The organism is Nocardioides sp. W7 (genome assembly GCF_022919075.1).
Taxonomy (GTDB): Bacteria; Actinomycetota; Actinomycetes; order Propionibacteriales; family Nocardioidaceae; genus Nocardioides.
Genome location: NZ_CP095078.1, coordinates 3,065,605 through 3,083,950, shown reverse-complemented (window position 1 = coordinate 3,083,950; position 18,346 = coordinate 3,065,605). Strand labels below are relative to the sequence as shown.

13 protein-coding genes are annotated in these 18,346 nt (G+C 71.3%); 7 read left to right on the top strand and 6 right to left on the bottom strand.

The annotated features are described in order from the left end of the window. Positions 1-48 precede the first annotated feature (48 nt). The gene (locus MUB56_RS14610) at positions 49-1,686 is read right to left on the bottom strand and encodes an ABC-F family ATP-binding cassette domain-containing protein (protein WP_244927750.1); all 1,638 of its coding nucleotides are present in this window, start codon (positions 1,684-1,686) and stop codon (positions 49-51) included. Between the two features lie 139 nt (positions 1,687-1,825). Between MUB56_RS14610 and MUB56_RS14605 the strand changes: the two genes are divergently transcribed. Further along, positions 1,826-2,491, top strand: coding sequence for a TetR/AcrR family transcriptional regulator (locus MUB56_RS14605; RefSeq protein ID WP_244927749.1), 666 nt, complete (start codon positions 1,826-1,828; stop codon positions 2,489-2,491). Between the two features lie 59 nt (positions 2,492-2,550). Here the strand turns inward: MUB56_RS14605 and MUB56_RS14600 are convergent, their stop codons facing one another. Then, a complete protein-coding gene (locus tag MUB56_RS14600; RefSeq protein ID WP_244927748.1) occupies positions 2,551-3,831 on the bottom strand; it encodes an acetyl-CoA C-acetyltransferase in 1,281 nt (426 codons plus the stop codon). 98 nt (positions 3,832-3,929) lie between these two features. Between MUB56_RS14600 and MUB56_RS14595 the strand changes: the two genes are divergently transcribed. The 3 genes from MUB56_RS14595 to MUB56_RS14585 all read left to right on the top strand — a co-directional run bounded on the left by MUB56_RS14595 (position 3,930) and on the right by MUB56_RS14585 (position 7,748). Then, a complete protein-coding gene (locus tag MUB56_RS14595) occupies positions 3,930-5,276 on the top strand; it encodes a 3-oxoacyl-ACP reductase (RefSeq protein ID WP_244927747.1) in 1,347 nt (448 codons plus the stop codon). Positions 5,277-5,278: 2 nt separating this feature from the next. Continuing rightward, positions 5,279-6,130 (top strand): MaoC/PaaZ C-terminal domain-containing protein, encoded by an 852-nt coding sequence (locus MUB56_RS14590; RefSeq protein WP_244927746.1) that lies wholly within the window; start codon positions 5,279-5,281, stop codon positions 6,128-6,130. Between the two features lie 103 nt (positions 6,131-6,233). Further along, entirely contained in the window at positions 6,234-7,748 is a 1,515-nt protein-coding gene (locus MUB56_RS14585) for a malate:quinone oxidoreductase (RefSeq protein WP_244927745.1), read from the top strand. Between the two features lie 206 nt (positions 7,749-7,954). Here the strand turns inward: MUB56_RS14585 and MUB56_RS14580 are convergent, their stop codons facing one another. Genes MUB56_RS14580 through MUB56_RS14570 form a run of 3 tightly spaced genes read right to left on the bottom strand, consistent with a single transcriptional unit; the run spans position 7,955 to position 10,636 of the window. Next, entirely contained in the window at positions 7,955-8,812 is an 858-nt protein-coding gene (locus tag MUB56_RS14580) for an acyl-CoA thioesterase II (RefSeq protein ID WP_244927744.1), read from the bottom strand. Then, positions 8,809-9,687 (bottom strand): acyl-CoA thioesterase II, encoded by an 879-nt coding sequence (locus tag MUB56_RS14575; protein WP_244927743.1) that lies wholly within the window; start codon positions 9,685-9,687, stop codon positions 8,809-8,811. The genes MUB56_RS14580 and MUB56_RS14575 overlap by 4 nt, the downstream gene beginning before the upstream one ends. A 1-nt stretch (position 9,688) precedes the next feature. Beyond that, the gene (locus tag MUB56_RS14570; RefSeq protein WP_244927742.1) at positions 9,689-10,636 is read right to left on the bottom strand and encodes a PAC2 family protein; all 948 of its coding nucleotides are present in this window, start codon (positions 10,634-10,636) and stop codon (positions 9,689-9,691) included. Positions 10,637-10,752: 116 nt separating this feature from the next. Here MUB56_RS14570 and MUB56_RS14565 point away from each other — a divergent pair, with 116 nt between their 5' ends. Further along, the gene (locus MUB56_RS14565; RefSeq protein WP_244927741.1) at positions 10,753-11,952 is read left to right on the top strand and encodes an acetyl-CoA C-acyltransferase; all 1,200 of its coding nucleotides are present in this window, start codon (positions 10,753-10,755) and stop codon (positions 11,950-11,952) included. Beyond that, on the top strand, positions 11,949-14,015 hold the full coding sequence (locus MUB56_RS14560) for a 3-hydroxyacyl-CoA dehydrogenase NAD-binding domain-containing protein (RefSeq protein ID WP_244927740.1): 2,067 nt from the start codon (positions 11,949-11,951) through the stop codon (positions 14,013-14,015). The genes MUB56_RS14565 and MUB56_RS14560 overlap by 4 nt, the downstream gene beginning before the upstream one ends. A gap of 100 nt (positions 14,016-14,115) precedes the next feature. Here the strand turns inward: MUB56_RS14560 and MUB56_RS14555 are convergent, their stop codons facing one another. After that, positions 14,116-15,399, bottom strand: a complete 1,284-nt coding sequence (locus tag MUB56_RS14555) for a helix-turn-helix domain-containing protein (protein ID WP_244927739.1) — start codon at positions 15,397-15,399, stop codon at positions 14,116-14,118. A 941-nt stretch (positions 15,400-16,340) separates the two neighbouring features. On the opposite strand from MUB56_RS14555, the gene MUB56_RS14550 reads away from it, so the two are divergent. Next, positions 16,341-17,759, top strand: coding sequence for a cytochrome P450 (locus MUB56_RS14550; RefSeq protein ID WP_280637287.1), 1,419 nt, complete (start codon positions 16,341-16,343; stop codon positions 17,757-17,759). Positions 17,760-18,346 lie beyond the last annotated feature (587 nt).

Below are 18,346 nucleotides of genomic sequence, written 5' to 3'. Positions count from 1 at the left end.
ATCGCGGTGGATCCGGTCAACCTGCTTGAACAGGACCACCGCACCACGTCAGAGCTGCGTGACCCGCCCGCCCTCGACGTGCCAGCGCTGGTCGAGGTCCACGTTCGCGAGCAGACGGCGGTCGTGGGAGACGAGCAGCAGCGCGCCGTCGTACGACTCGAGTGCGTCCTCGAGCTGCTCGATCGCGGGCAGGTCGAGGTGGTTGGTGGGCTCGTCGAGGACCAGCAGGTTGACCCCGCGGGCCTGGAGCAGGGCCATCGCCGCGCGGGTGCGCTCGCCGGGCGAGAGCCGGCCGACCAGCGAGGCGACCTGGTCGGCCTTCAGGCCGAACTTCGCGAGCAGGGTCCGCGCGTCGGCCGGAGCCCAGTCGGGTACGGCGAGCTCGAAGGCGGTGCCGAGCGGCTGGTCGTCGGGCAGGCCGGTGCGCGCCTGGTCGATCTCGCCGACGGCGACCGAGACGCCGAGCGAGGCGGAGCCCGCGTCGGGAGCGACCCGGCCGAGCAGGAGGGCGAGCAGCGTCGACTTGCCCGCGCCGTTGGGCCCGGTGATGCCGATCCGGTCGCCGGCGTTGACCTGCAGCGAGGCCGGGCCGAAGGTGAAGTCGCCGCGCCGGAGGACCGCCTCGTTCAGGGTCGACACGACGGTCGAGGAGCGGGGCGCGGCGGCGATGCTGAACTGCAGCACCCACTCCTTGCGCGGCTCGTCGACCTCGTCGAGGCGGGCGATCCGCGACTCCATCTGGCGCACCTTCTGGGCCTGCTTCTCCGAGGACTCCGACTGCGCGCGGCGGCGCATCTTGTCGTTGTCCGGCGACTTCTTCATCGCGTTGCGGACACCCTGCGAGCTCCACTCCCGTTGGGTCCGCGCCCGGGAGACCAGGTCGGCCTTCTTGTCGGCGAACTCCTCGTAGGCCTCGCGGGCGTGCCGGCGAGCGACCGCGCGGGCGTCGAGGTAGGCGTCGTACCCGCCGTCGTAGACCGCGACCTGGTTCTGGGCCAGGTCCAGCTCGACCACCCGGGTCACGCAGCGCGCCAGGAACTCGCGGTCGTGCGAGACGAGCACCACGCCGCTGCGCAACCCGCGGACGAACGACTCGAGCCGCTCCAGCCCGTCGAGGTCCAGGTCGTTGGTGGGCTCGTCGAGGAGTACGACGTCGAAGCGGCTCAGCAGCAGGGAGGCCAGCGCGGCGCGGGCGGCCTGACCGCCGGACAGCGAGGTCATCAGCGCGTCCGGGCCGACGTCGAGGCCGAGCTCGGCGAGCACCGACGGGAGCCGGTCCTCGAGGTCCGCGGCGCCGCTGGCCATCCAGCGGTCGAAGGCGGCGGCGTACGCGTCGTCGGCACCCGGCACGTCGCCGCCGAGCGCGGCCGCCGTCGTCTCCATGGCCTCGGTGGCGGCGGTCGCACCGGTACGACGGGCGACGTACTCCGCCACCGTCTCCCCCGGCACCCGGTCGTGCTCCTGCGGCAGCCAGCCGACGAACGCGTCGGCCGGCGCCAGCGACACCGACCCGCCCATCGGCTCGGCCGCGCCGGCGAGCAGCCGAAGCAGGGTCGACTTGCCGGCACCGTTGGCGCCGACCACGCCCACCACGTCGCCGGGAGCGACGGTCAGGTCGAGGGACTCGAAGAGGATGCGATGCCCGTGGCCGCCGGCCAGGTCCTTCGCCACGAGGGTCGCGGTCACCGGAGGATGCTCCCACGCAGCCCGCTCACCGCCGACGCTCGGCCCACTCGGATTCGAGGCTCGCTGCGCTCGCGCCTCGAACCGGCGTCGGGCGCCACACCCGTGCAACTCGGGGTTACCTCCTCGATAGCATCGAGTCATGCCGACCCGAGCGCCCGAGACCGACGGCCGGCGCTCCGCGGCCGCAGCCCGGCGGCGCAAGCGCGAGTCCGAGATCATCGCCGCCACCCGGGCGCTCTTCGACGAGCGCGGCGTGCGCGACGCGCAGATCGAGGACATCGCCCGCGCGGTCGGGATCAATCGCGCGATCGTCTACCGGCACTTCTCCGGCAAGGAGGAGCTGTTCGCGCTCGTGCTGGTCGGCTACCTCGACGAGCTGCGCGACGAGCTCGACGGCGCCGCGGGCGAGACCCCCGAGGACACGCTGGCCGCGATCGTGAGCGCGTTCGTCGACTACGGCCTGGCCCACCCGGCGTTCGTCGACTGCGCGCAGGCGCTGATGCGCCGCTCGGGTCCCGAGCTGCTCGACGAGATCTCCGAGAGCGCCCTGTTCCGGCTCGGGCGCAGCATCTCCACCTGCCTGGCCATCCTCGGCTCGGCGCTGGAGGAGCTCGGCGTCGAGGACCCGACCCTGCTCGCCAACACCCTCTACGCAAGCGGGCTGGGCGCGCTCCAGCTCGCGCGGGTGGGCATCCTGGTCAAGGAGGAGTCCCCGGGCATCCCCACCGTGGGGCAGATCTCGCCCGACCAGGTGCGCGACTACCTGGTCACCTCGGCCCTGGCCCTCGCCGCCCGCGTCGAGTGACACCTCCTGGCCCCTGATCCGGGGCTGGAGGGGCCAATTCATGGCACTCGACGCGCGGATCAGCGCTCCAGGATCGCGACGACGCCCTGGCCGCCGGCGGCGCAGATGCTGATCAGCCCCCGGCCCGACCCACGATCGGCGAGCAGTTTGGCCAGGGTCGCGACGATCCGGCCGCCGGTGGCGGCGAACGGGTGGCCGGCCGCCAGCGACGAGCCGTTCACGTTGAGGCGGGACCGGTCGATCGAGCCCAGCGGGGCCTCGAGACCGAGGCGCTCGCGGCAGAACACCGGGTCCTCCCACGCCTTCAGCGTCGAGAGCACCTGCGAGGCGAACGCCTCGTGGATCTCGTAGAAGTCGAAGTCCTGCAGGGTCAGGCCGTTGCGGGCCAGCATCCGCGGCACGGCGTACGCCGGCGCCATCAGCAGGCCCTCGTTGCCGTGCACGTAGTCGACCGCGGCGGTCTCGGAGTCGACCAGGAAGGCCTGCGGCTCGAGGCCGTGCGAGGCGGCCCACTCCTCGGACGAGAGCAGCACCACGGAGGCGCCGTCGGTCAGCGGCGTGGAGTTGCCCGCGGTCATCGTCGCCGCCTCGCCCCTGCCGAACACCGGCTTCAGCGAGGCGAGCTTCTCGGCCGTCGAGTCGGGCCGCAGGTTGTTGTCGCGCTCGACACCGCGGAAGGGCGTGACCAGGTCGTCGAACCAGCCGGCGTCGTACGCCGCCGCGAGGTGCTGGTGGGACGCGGCCGCCAGCTCGTCCTGGTCCTCGCGGGTGATCTGCCACTCCAGCGCGGTCAGCGCGGCGTGCTCGCCCATCGACAGCTTGGTCCGCGGCTCGCCGTTCTGCGGGATCTCCAGACCGATGTCGCCGGGGCGGATCGCGCCGAGCGCCGCGAGCTTGCGCCACGGGTCCCGCGCGGCGTTCACCTTCATCAGCTTCTTGCGCAGCCGGTCGCCGATCGCGACCGGCGCGTCCGAGGTGGTGTCGGTGCCGCCGGCCAGCCCTGAGTCGATCTGGCCGAGCGCGATCTTGTTGGCGATCTGGATCGCCGCCTGCAGGCCGGTGCCGCAGGCCTCCTGGATGTCCGTGGCGGGCGTCTCCGGTGCCAGCCGGGAGCCGAGCACCGCCTCGCGGGCCAGGTTGAAGTCGCGGGAGTGCTTCAGCACGGCGCCGGCGACGACCTCGCCGAGCTGCTCGCCCTCCAGGCCGTAGCGGGCGACCAGCCCGTCGATAGCGGCGGTCAGCATGTCCTGGTTCGACACGTCGGCGTAGACGGTGTTGGAGCGGGCGAACGGGATGCGGTTGCCGCCGAGGACGGCGACGCGCCGGGTGCTGGTGAACATGTCGTCCAGTGTTCCCCGCTGGGTACAGCCCAACACGACATGAGGGCCACGTCACGAAAAGTGGACCCTGAGTTACACGACTAGTTACATGAGGTGTCATGAGCGACCGCTACCAGGACTTCGTGTCCTCGCCGATCGGCAACTTCCTCGCCAAGAACCTCGGGCTGCCGAGCCCCACGAAGCTGGAGCGGTACGACGCCGGCGCGCCGCTCGTCGACGGCACGGTCCTCGTCGGCGGCCGCGGCCGGCTGGCGGAGTCCCTGCCCGGCCTCCTCGCAGAGCTCGACATCGCCAGTACCGGGACCCCGGACGCGGAGCAGCGGTTCAAGGGCCTGGTCTTCGACGCCACCGGCCTGACCTCCTCGGCCGACCTGGTCGCGCTCCGCGACTTCTTCACCCCGCTGCTGCGCCGCCTCGAGACCTGCCCGCGGGTGGTCGTCCTCGGCACCCCGCCCGAGCAGGTCGCCGGCGCCGAGCGGGTCGCCCAGCGGGCGCTGGAGGGCTTCACCCGCAGCCTCGGCAAGGAGCTCGGTCGCGGCGGCACCGTCCAGCTGGTCTACGTCGTCGACGGCGCCGAGGGGGCCGTCACCTCGACCCTCGGCTTCCTGCTGTCGCCGAAGTCGGCGTACGTCTCCGGCCAGGTGATCCGCATCGGCGTGCACGGCACCACCGGGGCCGGTGAGGTCACCGACTGGACCGCCCCGCTGGCCGGCAGGGTCGCCCTGGTCACCGGAGCCAGCCGCGGCATCGGCGAGCAGATCGCCCGGGTGCTGCACCGCGACGGCGCGCGGGTCGTCGGGGTCGACGTACCCCAGGCCGCCAGCGAGCTGCAGGCATTGATGAAGGAGCTCGACGGCGACTGGATCGCCCTCGACATCACCGGCCAGGACGCGCCCCAGCGGATCGCGCACCACCTGAAGGAGAAGCACGGCGGCGTCGACGTGGTCGTCCACAACGCCGGCATCACCCGCGACAGGAAGCTGGCCAACATGGCCGCCGACGACCGGGGGGACCGCTGGGAGTCCGTGATCGCGGTCAACCTCACCGCACCCGAGCGGATCACCCGTGAGCTCCTGGACCAGGGCGTGATCAACGACAACGGCTCGGTCGTCGGCGTGGCGAGCATCGCCGGCATCGCCGGCAACGTCGGACAGACCAACTACGCCGCCTCCAAGGCCGGCGTGATCGGCCTGGTCGACTCCCTCGCCGACGAGCTCGACCGCGGCATCACCATCAACGCGGTCGCGCCCGGCTTCATCGTCACCCAGATGACCGCGGCCGTGCCGTTCGCGACCCGCGAGGTGGGCCAGCGGCTCAACGCGATGTCCCAGGGCGGCCTGCCGGTCGACGTCGCCGAGACCATCGCCTGGTACGCCTCCCCCGGCTCGACCGCCGTCAACGGCAACGTCGTCCGGGTCTGCGGCCAGATGATGCTGGGCGCCTGAGGATGGCCGTCACCGACCTCGTCAGGGCCGCGCTCCCGAGCGTGCCCGTCGTCAACCGGCTGCCCGGCGTCCGCAAGGCGCCCGTCGACGGCTTCAGCGGACTGCGGATGACCAGGCCCCCGGTGACGGTCGAGCGCGCGCACGTCGAGCGGTACGCCGTGGTCTGCGGTTTCCCCGCCAAGGACACGGTGCCGCTCACCTACCCGCACGTCCTGGCCTTCGGCCTGCACCTGGCGATCATGGGCGACCAGGCGTTCCCCGCACCCGCGATCGGCACCGTGCACGTCGAGAACTCGATCACCGCGCACCGGCCGATCGCCGTCGGCGAGACCCTCGACGTCGAGGTCGCCGTCGGTGCTCCGCTGCCGCACCCGAAGGGCACCGCCTACGCGTTCGAGGCGACGCTCCGCAGCGGCGGCGAGACGGTCTGGGAGAGCACCTCGACGTACCTGCGGCGGGGTGCCGGCTCGACCATCGACAGCGGCGCGGCCTCCCCGTCGTACCCCGACGCGCCTCCGCACGGGCTGACCTGGCGGCTCCCCGCCGACCTGGGGCGGCGGTACGCCGCGGTCTCCGGCGACCACAACCCGATCCACCTCCACCCGCTGACGGCGCGCGCCCTGGGCTTTCCTCGCCCCATCGCGCACGGCATGTGGAGCCTGGCGCGCGGTGTCGCCGCGCTGGAGAACCGGCTGCCCGACGCGGTGCGCGTCGACGCCGCCTTCAAGAAGCCGATCCTGCTGCCCGGCACCGTCGCCTTCGGCTCGACGGGGCTCGACGACGGTCACGCGTTCTCGCTCAGCCGCCCGAGCGACGGGGCCCCGCACCTGGTCGGGCGCACCACCCGCGTGTGAATCACGTCTCTCTTAGTCGGGGTCAAACGGACCTGCTGATCCGGGTCGTGGCTCGGGCACCTAATTTCGTGCGCGACCAAGACTGCGACAGGAGAACGACAGCGTGAGCCGCTCGGCCAGCGAGAGTCCCGCCCCGTACGACGCGATCCTGATCGGTGGGGGCATCATGTCGGCCACCCTGGCCACGCTCCTCCACCAGGTCGAGCCGAGCTGGCGGGTCGCCATCGTCGAGCGCCTCGACGCCCTGGCGCAGGAGTCCTCGGGTCCCTGGAACAACGCCGGCACCGGGCACGCCGCCCTCTGCGAGCTCAACTACTCCCCCGAGCTGCCCGACGGCACCGTCGACGTCAGCAAGGCGATCAGCGTCAACGAGCAGTTCCAGCTCAGCCGTCAGCTGTGGGCCTTCCTGGTCGAGAGCGGCCAGATCCCGGACCCCACCTCGTTCGTCCACCCCAGCCCGCACCTCAGCTTCGTGTGGGGCGAGGAGAACGTCGCCTACCTGCGCCGGCGCTACGAGCTGCTCGCCGAGCACCCGCTCTTCGCGGGCATGGAGTACACCGAGGACCACGACCTGATCGAGCAGTGGGCGCCGCTGCTGATGGCCGGCCGCGACCGCGACGAGCCGGTGGCCGCCACCCGCTCGCTCGCCGGCACCGACGTCGACTTCGGCTCGCTGACCCGCCAGCTGATCGGCGCACTGGACGACCGCGGCGCCATCGATCTCGTCACCGGAGTCGAGGTGCGCAAGCTGGACCGCACCGAGGACGGCTGGCACGTGCGCGGCAAGCGCCGCGACGGCTCCGGCACGTACGACGCCACCGCCCGCTTCGTCTTCGTCGGTGCCGGCGGCCAGGCCCTCACCCTGCTGCAGCGCTCCGGCATCCCGGAGATCCGGGGCTTCGGCGGCTTCCCGGTCAGCGGCGAGTTCTGGCGCACCACCGAGCCCGCGATCGTCGCCCGCCACCAGGCCAAGGTCTACGGCCGGGCTGCCGTCGGCGCCCCGCCGATGTCGGTGCCCCACCTGGACACCCGGATGGTGGACGGCCAGCCGAGCCTGATGTTCGGCCCGTACGCCGGGTTCAGCCCCCGCTTCCTGAAGAACGGCTCGCTGCTCGACCTGTTCCGCTCGATCCGGCTGCACAACCTGTGGCCGATGATCCAGGTCGGCCTGCGCAACGTCGGCCTGACGCTCTACCTGATCGGTCAGGTCCTCGCCGGCAGGAAGGCCCAGCTCGTCGAGCTGCAGCACTTCTTCCCCGACGCGAGGGCCGAGGACTGGGAGAAGATCGTCGCCGGCCAGCGGGTCCAGGTCATCAAGAACGTCCCCGGGAAGGGCGGCGTCCTGCAGTTCGGCACCGAGCTGATCGCGGCGGGCGACGGCTCCATCGCCGGTCTGCTCGGCGCCTCGCCGGGCGCCTCGACGGCCGTCCCGATCATGCTCGACGTGCTGGGCGAGTGCTTCCCCGACCGGATGACCGAGTGGCTGCCGGCGCTCGAGAAGATGATCCCGAGCTACGGCCGCAGCCTCTCCGAGCACCCCGAGCTCGCCGCCGAGGTGCTGCGTGAGACCGCGCTCACCCTGGGCCTGACGGCGGACGACGAGGCCGACGCGGCCTGACGCTGGTTGAGGCGTGAGGCGCCCTGGCGCCGAGCCTCGAAACCCGGTGAGCAGCGAGTCGGGCCTGCTCGACGCCGACTCCCGGCTCGCCGGGTTTCGAGGCTCAGGACTTCGTCCTTCGCACCTCAACCAGCGTCAGCAGCCCCCGAACGACGCCGACTCCCGGCTCACCGGGTTTCGAGGCTCAGGACTTCGTCCTTCGCACCTCAACCAGCGTCGGGACGCGGGCGGATCAGCCCCTCCTGGGCGAGCGAGGCGACCAGGGTGCCGTCGGCGAGGAAGACCCGGCCGAGCGAGAGCCCGCGGGCGCCGCTGGCCGAGGGCGACCACTGGTCGTAGAGCCACCACTCGTCGGCCCGGAACGGCCGGTGGAACCAGATGGTGTGGTCGAGCGAGGCCATCTGGGTCTGGGACGGGTGGGCGTCGTGCGCCGCCAACGAGGCGCCGAGCAGGCTGACGTCGCTGGCGTAGGTGAACGCGGCGAGGTGGACCACCGGGTCCTCCGGCAGCTCCTCGCGCAGCCGGATCCACATCTGCGCCTGGGCCCGGTGCTTCGGGTGCTCGGGCAGACCCGTGCCGGAGTTGCCGAGGTAGCGGACGTCGAGGGCCGACCACTCCTTGCCGAGCGCGTCGGCCTCGGTCGTGCCGCGCGACCGCATCAGGTTGACCAGGTCCAGGCCCTGCTCGGGCGGGCCGACCTGCGGCATCGCGTCCTGGTGCTCGTAGCCCTGCTCGGGCCGCTGGAAGTCGAGCGTCTGGTAGTAGATCGGGCGACCGTGCTGGCGGGCCACGACCCGGCGGGACTGGAAGGCCCGGCCGTCACGGATCCGCTCGACGTCGTACACGATCGGGACGGAGTAGTCGCCGCCCCGCAGGAAGTAGGAGTGCAGCGAGTGCACGGTGTACGCCGGGTCCACGGTCCGGATCCCGGCGACCAGGGCCTGGGCGGCGACCTGGCCGCCGTACACCCGGGCCCGGGCGGAGTCCGGCTGGCTCCCCCGGAACAGGTCGGGCTCGATCTGCTCCAGGTCGAGCAGTCCCAGGAGCTCGGTGACGTCGCTCATGAGCGCACTCGCGTGGGGTCGAACTTCCGCAACAGGGCCTCCTGGGCGACGGTGGCGACCAGCGTGCCGCCTTCGGTGAACACCCCGGCGGTGACGAGCCCGCGCCCGCCCCCGGCGAACGGCGACGTCTGGTCGTAGAGCCACCACTCGTCGGCCCGGAACGGCCGGTGGAACCAGATCGCGTGGTCGAGCGAGGCGACCATGTGGGTGCCGTCCTCGGGACGGGCCCCGTGCGGCGCGAGCGCGGAGCCCATCAGGGTCATGTCGGAGAGGTACGTGAAAGCAGCGACGTGCAGGAACGGGTCGTCGGGCAGCCGCGAGGAGACCCGCAGCCAACAGCGCTGGAGCCCGGGGTGCTCGGGGTCGGCGGCCAGCAGGCCGTCGCCGGAGCTGCCGACGTAGCGCATCTCGGCGACGTCCCACTCGCTGTCGGCGCTGGTGTCGCGGTCCGGGTACATCGCGGCGAGCACCTCGCGCGGGTCGAGGGACTGCTCGGGGGAGGTCACCTCGGGCATCACGTCGTGGTGGTCCCAGCCCTCCTCGGCGACCTGGAAGTTGGCCGTCAGCGCGAAGATCGGCCGACCGTGCTGACGGGCCAGCACCCGGCGGGTCGCGAAGGAGCGTCCGTCGCGCAGCGTCTCCACGTCGTAGACGATCGGGGCGCGGGGGTCACCGGGCTGCAGGAAGTAGGAGTGCAGCGAGTGCACGCCGTACGCCGGGTCGACCGTCCGGGTGCCGGCGACCAGCGCCTGCGCGGCAACCTGCCCGCCGAAGACGCGTGGCAGCGCCGAGGGCTCCTGGGCACCCCGGAACAGGTTGTCGTCGATGCGCTCGAGGTCGAGCAGGGCGACCAGGGCGGCGGCGTCCTGCGGCATCTCAGCTGCCCGACTTGTCGTCGTCGGGTCGTTCGAGACCGGCCAGGAACTGCTCGAACTGCTGGCCGAGCTCCTCGCCGCTGGGCAGCGGCTGGTCGGGGGCGAGCAGGTTGCCGCCCGACTCCTCGGCCCGCTCGAAGGCGTCGTACTGGCGCTCCAGAGCGGCCACGACGTCGCCGAGCTCGTTGTTGGCATCCAGGTAGCGGGCGATCTCGACCGCCCGGTCCTCGGCCTCGGCGCGCAGCCCGGACAGGTCGACGGTCAGCCGGCCGGCGATCTCGACCTGCTCGAGCAGGGTGGCGGAGGCCTGCGGGAAGTCCAGCTGCGCGAGGTAGTGCGGAATGTGGGCGACGAAGCCCTGGGCGGCGTGGCCCCACTCCCCCAGGCGCACCTCGAGGAGGGCCTGGGCGCTGCTCGGGATCCGCAGCTCGCCGCGCCACCGGCTCTCGCCGCTGAGCAGCGACGGGTCGTTGGCGTGGGAGGTCAGCGCGATCGGCCGGGTGTGCGGGACGGCCATCGGCACCGATCCCATGGCGACCGTCCGGGTCACCTCGAAGCGCTCGACGACCTCCTTGACCGCACGGCAGAAGGCCTCCCAGCGGTTGTCGGGCTCCGGGCCGTGGAAGAGGAGGTACGGCGTGCCGCCGGTGTCGTGGAGCAGTCGCACGACCAGCCGCGGGGCGTCGTACGCCTCGTAGTGGTCCTGGACGAAGGACACCGCCGGCCGGCGGGCGCGGTAGTCGTGGAACTGGTCCACGTCGAACGTCGCCACCACCGAGCCGCCGTCGTCGAGGTCGCTTAGGTGCTGGGCGGCCCGGGCGGCGGCGTTGCCCGCGTCCAGGAAGCCGTCGAGGACCAGCACCATCGTCAGCTCGCCGGTCGGGTCCTGCCGGTCGTCGAGCTCGGGGACCTCGTCCACGATGTGCACGAGCCTGGATTCTGGCGTCACGGGCCCAACCCTAGTGGGGATCGGGCGCGTGATGGCGCACACGCCCACCGCCGTCGTCGAAATTGTTACTGGCGGGTAATCTTGCGACGTCCCACCACCCCCACCCAGGAGAACAGGTGCCCCGACAGCTGCGAGAGGTCGTCTTCGTCGACGGCGTACGCACCCCCTTCGGCAAGGCCACGGGCCAGTACGCCGAGACCCGCGCCGACGACCTCGTCATCAAGTGCATCCGCGAGCTCATGCGACGCAACCCGTCGCTGCCCCCCGAGCGCGTCGACGAGGTGGCCGTGGCCGCCACCACCCAGATCGGCGACCAGGGCCTGACCATCGGCCGCACCGCCGCACTGCTCGCCGGCCTGCCGCAGAGCGTGCCGGGCTTCGCCATCGACCGGATGTGTGCCGGCGCGATGACCGCCGTGACGACCACCGCCTCCGGCATCGCCTTCGGCGCGTACGACGTCGCCATCGCCGGCGGCGTCGAGCACATGGGCCGGCACCCGATGGGCGAGGGCGTCGACCCGAACCCGCGGATCCTCTCCGAGCGGGTCGTGAACCCCGACGCCCTCGTGATGGGCAAGACGGCCGAGAACCTCCACGACCGCTACCCCACGATCACGAAGGAGCGGGTGGACTCCTACGCCGTGCGCTCCCAGGACAAGACCGCCGCGGCGTACGCCGACGGCAAGATCCAGCCCGACCTGGTGCCCGTCGCGACCCGTTCCGAGGAGCTCGGCTGGGGGCTGGCCACCAGCGACGAGCCGATGCGCCCCGGCACCACGATGGAGTCCCTGGCCGCACTGAAGACGCCGTTCCGCTCGCACGGCAAGGTCACCGCCGGCAACGCCGCGGGCATCAACGACGGCGCCACCGCCGCGCTGCTCGCCGACGAGGAGACCGCCCGCGAGCTGGGCCTGCCGGTGAAGATGCGGCTGGTGTCGTACTCCTTCGTCGGCGTCGAGCCCGAGGTGATGGGCGCCGGGCCCATCCCCGCGACCGAGAAGGCGCTGAAGCAGGCCGGCCTGAGCATCGACGACATCGAGGCCTTCGAGGTCAACGAGGCGTTCGCCGTCCAGGTGCTCGCCTTCCTGGAGCACTTCGGCATCGCCGACGACGACGCGCGCGTGAACCCGTACGGCGGGGCCATCGCGATGGGCCACCCGCTCGCCTCCTCCGGCGTGCGACTGATGACCCAGCTGGCCCGGCAGTTCGAGGAGCGGCCCGCGGTCCGCTACGGGCTGACCACCATGTGCATCGGCATCGGCATGGGCGGCACGGTCATCTGGGAGAACCCGCACTGGAACGGAGCCACCGCATGAGCATCGACACCCTCCTCACGCGCGCCCAGGAGCTCTCCTCCGACGCCGAGCGCGTGACCCGGGCCCACCTGCGCAAGGTGACCCTGCCGGGCACCGCCGGGGTGATGGGGCTGATCACCCTCGACAACGGCGCGGACCACACCAAGCCGAACACCTTCGGACCGCGTTCGCTGCTCGCCCTGGACGCCGCGATCGACGCGGCCCTGGCCGACGACGAGATCACCTCGGTCGGCGTCACCGGCAAGCCGTTCATCCTCGCGGCGGGTGCCGACCTCACCTCGGTCGCCGGCGGCGGACCCGACGCCGTACGCGTCATCGCGGAGATCGGCCACGCGGTCTTCCGCAAGCTGCAGGACGGCGGCAAGACGTCGTTCGGCTTCATCAACGGGCTCGCGCTCGGCGGCGGCCTGGAGGTCGCACTGCACTGCGACTACCGCACCGTGGTGGACAGCGCCCCGGCGCTGGGCCTGCCCGAGGTGATGCTCGGCCTGGTCCCCGGCTGGGGCGGCGCCTACCTGGTGCCCAACCTGGTCGGCGCCGACAAGGCCGTGACGGTGATCGTCGAGAACCCGCTCAACAACGGCAAGACGCTGAACGGTCGCGCCGCGTTCGAGCTCGGCCTGGCCGACGCCTGCTTCTCCGGCGCCGACTTCATCGAGCAGTCGCTGCTCTGGGCGGGCCGGGTGCTGTCGGGCGAGGTCGTCGTCGAGCGGACCGAGGTCGACCGCGGTGAGGCTTGGGACGCCGCCGTCGCCCGCGGGCGCCAGCTCGTCGAGGCGCGCACCGGCGGGGCCAGCCCGGCCGCCGCGAAGGCCGTCGACCTGATCGCGGCGGCGCGGACCGCCACCCGGGACGAGGGCTTCGCCGCCGAGGACGACGCGCTCCAGGCGATGTCGCACACGCCCGAGCTGTTCGCGTCGCTCTACTCCTTCGACCTGGTGCAGAAGCGGGCCAAGCGGCCCGCCGGCGCCCCCGACCGGTCGCTGGCCCGCCCGGTCACGAAGGTCGGCATCGTGGGCGCCGGCCTGATGGCGTCACAGCTGGCCCTGCTGTTCGTACGACGCCTCGAGGTGCCCGTCGTACTCACTGACCTCGACCAGGAGCGCGTCGAGAAGGGCGTGGGCTACGTGCACGCCGAGATCGAGAAGCTGCTCGCGAAGGGCCTGATCAACTCCGACCTGGCCAACCGGCACAAGGCGCTGGTCAGTGGCACCGTCGACAAGAGCACGTCGTTCGCGGACGCCGACTTCGTCATCGAGGCCGTCTTCGAGGAGCTCTCGGTCAAGAAGTCGGTCTTCGCCGACGTCGAGAAGGTCGTCTCCCCCGAGTGCGTCCTGGCGACCAACACCTCGTCGCTCTCGATCACCGAGATGGCGGCCGACCTCGAGCACCCCGAGCGGGTCGTGGGCTTCCACTTCTTCAACCCGGTCGCGGTGATGCCGCTGCTGGAGATCGTCAAGGGCGAGCAGACGTCCGACGAGACGCTCGCGACCGCGTTCGCCACCGGCAAGGCGCTGAAGAAGACCACCATCCTGGTCAACGACAGCCCGTCGTTCATCGTCAACCGGCTGCTCGGTCGGTTCATGAGCGAGGTCAGCCGGATCGTCGACGCCGGCACCCCGATCCAGGTCATCGACGGCTCGTTCGGCGGCGTCGCGCCGATGCCGCCCCATCAACTGATCGCGCTGGTCGGGCCGGCGATCGCGCTGCACAACACCGAGACCCTGGCCGCGGCGTTCCCCGACCGGTTCTACGTCTCGCCGGCACTGCAGCGCGTCGTCGAGGCCGGCAAGCGGGCCTACTTCGGCCCCGACGGCACCCTGGACCCCGAGGTCGAGGCGCTGCTCGGGAAGCCGGCATCGCCCGAGGTGCTGGAGCCCGCCGAGGTCCGCACTCGCGTCCTGACCGGCCTGGCCGAGGAGGTGCGGATCATGCTCGACGAGGGCGTGGTCGTCGCCGCCGAGGACCTCGACCTGGCGATGATCACCGGCGCCGGGTTCTCGTTCTGGAACGGCGGACTCACCATGCTGCTCGAGCGCGAGGGCCTCGGCTCCTTCCACTGAGCCGAGCACGCGTCGATGGGCGCCGGACCGCCTGCGGTCCGGCGCCCTCGTGCGTCCACGGACCGGGTCACCCCGGAGCGTGCGGGCACGCCCGGGTTGGTCACGAGTCGCCAGCCGTGATGACCGGTTCGGGTGACGGGCGTGCGGCTGCTCGGTCGCGGAAGGTGTCGAAGTCGCTCTGGTCGCCGGCTTTCCAGAGCGGGACGCTGGACTTCAGGACGAGGGTCATCCGCAGGACGAACTCGGGGTCGCGGAGGTCTTCGCCGAAGAGCTCGTTGATCCGTTTCCAGCGGTAGCGGATGGTCTGGGGGTGGACGTCGAGGCGGGCCGCGATCACGGGTGCGCTGTCGCGGGTCTCGACCCAGGTCAGCAGCGTCTCGGAGAGGATGGCGCGCGAGTGCGGTGTCTCGGCGAGCAGGGGGCGTAGGAGTTCCTGGCACAGGTGCTGGCGCATGGAGGGTTCGGCGTGTAGCCACAGCTGGGTGGCCTGGGTGGCGCAGTCGATGACCGAGACCGGGGCGATGACGCCGAGCTGGACCAGGTCGAGGGCGCGTTGGCACCAGCGCAGCGCGGAGCCGGCCAGGGCCGGCGGTACGGGCCAGCTGACGGCGGTGCGGAGTCCGGGGCGGGAGCGGCCGATGCGTTCGACGAGGTCGGTGTGTTCCTCGGCGGGGCAGATGATGAGGGTGCGGCGGGGTTGGGTGCGGATCAGCAGGGTCGGTGACTCCGGCAGCGCGGGTGGCTCGCCGTGGTAGCTGATCGCCAGGGCGGTGACCGTCTCGGTCAGGGGCCACTCGGCGATCTCGGCGAGGGTGTGCAGGGTCTCGTTGTCGATGCCGGCCGGGACCTGCGGGTCCGGGCGCGATGGTCGGTCGGCGAGGAAGAGCTGGAAGAGGCGGTTGCGGGCGCCCTCGCGGGTGTGGGATCCGCCGCGTCGTCCGAGCGCGAAGCCGTCGGCGAGCTGCTCGCGGAGGTGCTCGAGGTAGTCGAACAGCGCGTCGGCCAGGCCTTGGAGCTCGGGTCTGGTGAGGTCGTGGGTGGTGGCGAAGTCCGTCAGCTGTGCCCAGGAGGCTCGGCTCGCGATGCGCAGGCTCGCCTCGATCGCGGTCCAGTCGTGCTCGCGTTGGGCCTCGCCCTGACCGAGGCGGCGGAACAGGTCGTCGACCTGGCCGGACCGGGACGGGGGGTCCTCGGCGTCGTCGAGGAAGTGTTGCGCGGCGGTGTGCGCGGCCCAGGTCAGCAGCTGGTGGCGTGGGCTGCCCGGGGCGGCGGCGTACGACGGCATCGCGGCCACGACGTCGTTCACGACCCGCTGGACCATCGCGTCCACGGCCGGGCGCATGGCGTGGGCCGACGACTCGAGAGTCGACGATGGGTCAGGCACCGACTGCTCCTTCTCCGGCGGATCCGGCGGATCCGGCGCCGTCACGGTCGCCCGACAAGGGGATGCGTCCTGCGCGGCCGCTGGGGCATCTCGGAACGGTCCGTCTCCGAAGACGGGCCCGTCCTCCGACGGCCGCCCGGAGATGGGATTCGGCGGGGACCCTCACCCAGGGCGTACTCGCAGGACGCGCGTGCGGCAGTGGTCATGCAGGTGACAACTCCGGAGACGATCGATGGAGCGGAGTCGAGGAATCCGGTACGGCGCCCGCCGTGGGGTTCGCCGTACCGATGCAGCGGTGGTGCACCTCGGGACCCGGAGCCAACGTGCCCCCCATGGGCGCGCGAGCACGCACCGCGAGCGCACTCGATCTGGTCAGACGGAACCTGACCAGACGGAACCCTTGCCTCATCCCCGACCCCTCAGCTGCAAGGACGCCTGCTCGGCGTCACTGCTGCGCGACGTTAGGGGGTTAACCCCGACAAGTCGCAGGCTGGATCGTCGACCGCCCCGACTTGTTCCCGAATCTTGTCAGCCAGGCGACAAGATTCGGGAAAAAATTCGACGGACTCGAAGCGGGTGGGACACCTCCGACGACCTGGTCGCCCCACCCCCGCGAAGGAGGGTCCGAGTGAAGTTCACCGTCCACGGATCGTCAAGACCTACCTGACCCCGGTGTAGTCCACTCCGCAGATCAGTGGCTCAGCCCCGTTCGGAGACGACCCGAGCGAGCAGCGAAGGCTTTCACCTTCGATCGGCGTGTCGCTACTCACAAATCTCGGCCCGACCGTCAGGCTGCTCCTGACATCCGTCAGGGATGGCCTGACGGTCTATCACGGAGGTTGTCATGCGTCGTTTCAAGTACACCGTTGCTCGTCTGGTCCAGCGCTCGCACGGCCGTAGCCTGAACTCGGGCTACATCTGGAAGTAAGCACACCGAGGTGATGACCTCAGCAGGGTCGGCGGCGCTCGGGAGCCGCCCTCCTGGTCCCCGCGGGGACCGGTGGACCGGCAACCTCATGGCCTACGAGGAGGACCGGCTCGGCTTCCTCCTGGGCCTGCGGGAGCGGTACGGCGCGGTGGTGGCGTTCGACGACCGAACCACGATCGTCAACGACGTCGACCTCGCCCACGAGGTCCTCGCCGACCGTCAGCGGGCGTTCGCGATCCTGGGCAACTTCCGAGCAGAGCGGGTGACGGCACATCAGGCCGGGGCTGCTGTCGAGGCCCGCGCCGCCATGGGCCCGGGGCTTCGGCCCGCCGCCATCACCCACCTCGGGCCGCAGACCTCGCGGCTCATCGAGCAGGCGTTCTCTGGAGCAGCGACGGGGGCTTCGGCGACTCTCGACCCGATCCCCCTCCTGGAGGACGTCCTGACGAGGGTGACGTACGAGCACTACTTCGGAGCCGACTGGTCCACCGTCAGGCCGGTCGTCGGCCGATTGCTGACGTGCCTGGCTGCGGTGTTCGGAAGTCCGTTCGCACTTCCGTCGTTCATCCCGACCCCATCACGTCTGCGGATCCGACTCGCCTACCGCGCCGCGCGCGCCGCCGTCGATCCCCTGATCGAGACCCGTCGGCGCACCAGAGAGGCCGACGACTACGTGGCCCAGCTGGTGCGCACCAAGCAACTGGTGGGCGCTTCTCCGGCTCGTGTCGCGGACCTGGTGATCGGTTCGTTGCTGGCGGCACACCGAATTCCGGCCCTGGGAGTGGCCTGGGCTCTGCTTGAACTCTCCCACCAGCCCCGCGTGCAGCACGACCTCGCGGTGCGGTCGCTGGAGCGCGAGAGCCCAGACGCACCACCCCCGCTCGCGCTGGCCACCATCCTCGAAGCCGTCCGGCTCCACCCCCCGACGTGGATCCTGAACCGCACCGTCACCCGACCAGCTGTTCTCGGCCAGTACGAGTTCGCGCCCGGGGACCAGCTGATCATCAGCCCCTATGTCATCCATAGAGATCCCACGGTGTTCGAGCGCCCCCTGGACTTCGATGCCGATCGCTGGAGCCAGACAACGGCGACACGTGGCTTCCTGGGGTTCGGGCGAGGCCTGAACATCTGCCCGGGCCAGCATCTCGGACTGGTGACGATGACGTACGCACTGACCGCGATCGTCCGGCGCTGGCGCATCGAACCCGACCCCGCAGACTCCACGGCTCTGTTGGAGGATCCACGCTCCTCCCTGGTGCCCGTCCACCCGGCGATCCGGCTCGAGCCTCGTCGACATCGGGAACCGGTTGACGCGACCAGCCCGTCGGGCTCGGTCGTTCAGGCGGTGGATCGCCCCCTCACGTCATCGACGCGCTGGGAGAACCTCTCCCAGACGGCTTGCTTGGACACTCCGAGCGACTTCCCGATCTGAGTCCACGACAACTTCCGACTTCGGGCCAGCTCGATCCACTCCACGAGGAACTCGTCGACCTGCGCGGCCGTCTGCGAGATCGCTGGGATGGTGCTGAGGATCTCCGCGTCCGTCATCCGGTCCCACGGCAACGTATCGTCGTCCGCCTGGGCAGGTGCCGAGAACATCTCCTGGTAATGCGAGACGCAGTCCTCGCAGATCATTGCCCCTAAACCACCCGCGAACTGCTGCCCTCGCTCCCCTGCGCGCCCGCAGAATGAGCACCTCTTACGGGTGACATCGTTATCCATTTCGAGACCTCCACACTTTCGTCAGCGGACCGGAGATACACCCGCTCGGTGATACGTCACTCCTGACAGCCGTGTCCGATGATCGCATGCGGACGCCGCCCCTCCCAGCGCAGCAGGAAAGACTTACCCACGAGAAGGTGTCGGAAGTGTTCTCGCCGCGCTCGCGCCTGCGGCGACTGGCTCAGGCACGCGCCACCCGGCCGCTCGACGGCGATGAGCGAATGTCCCGCAGGCCTCTGTCACTCGACATGTCAACGGCGGCTGAAAACTGACCCCCTCGCGGCAATCGAAAACTGA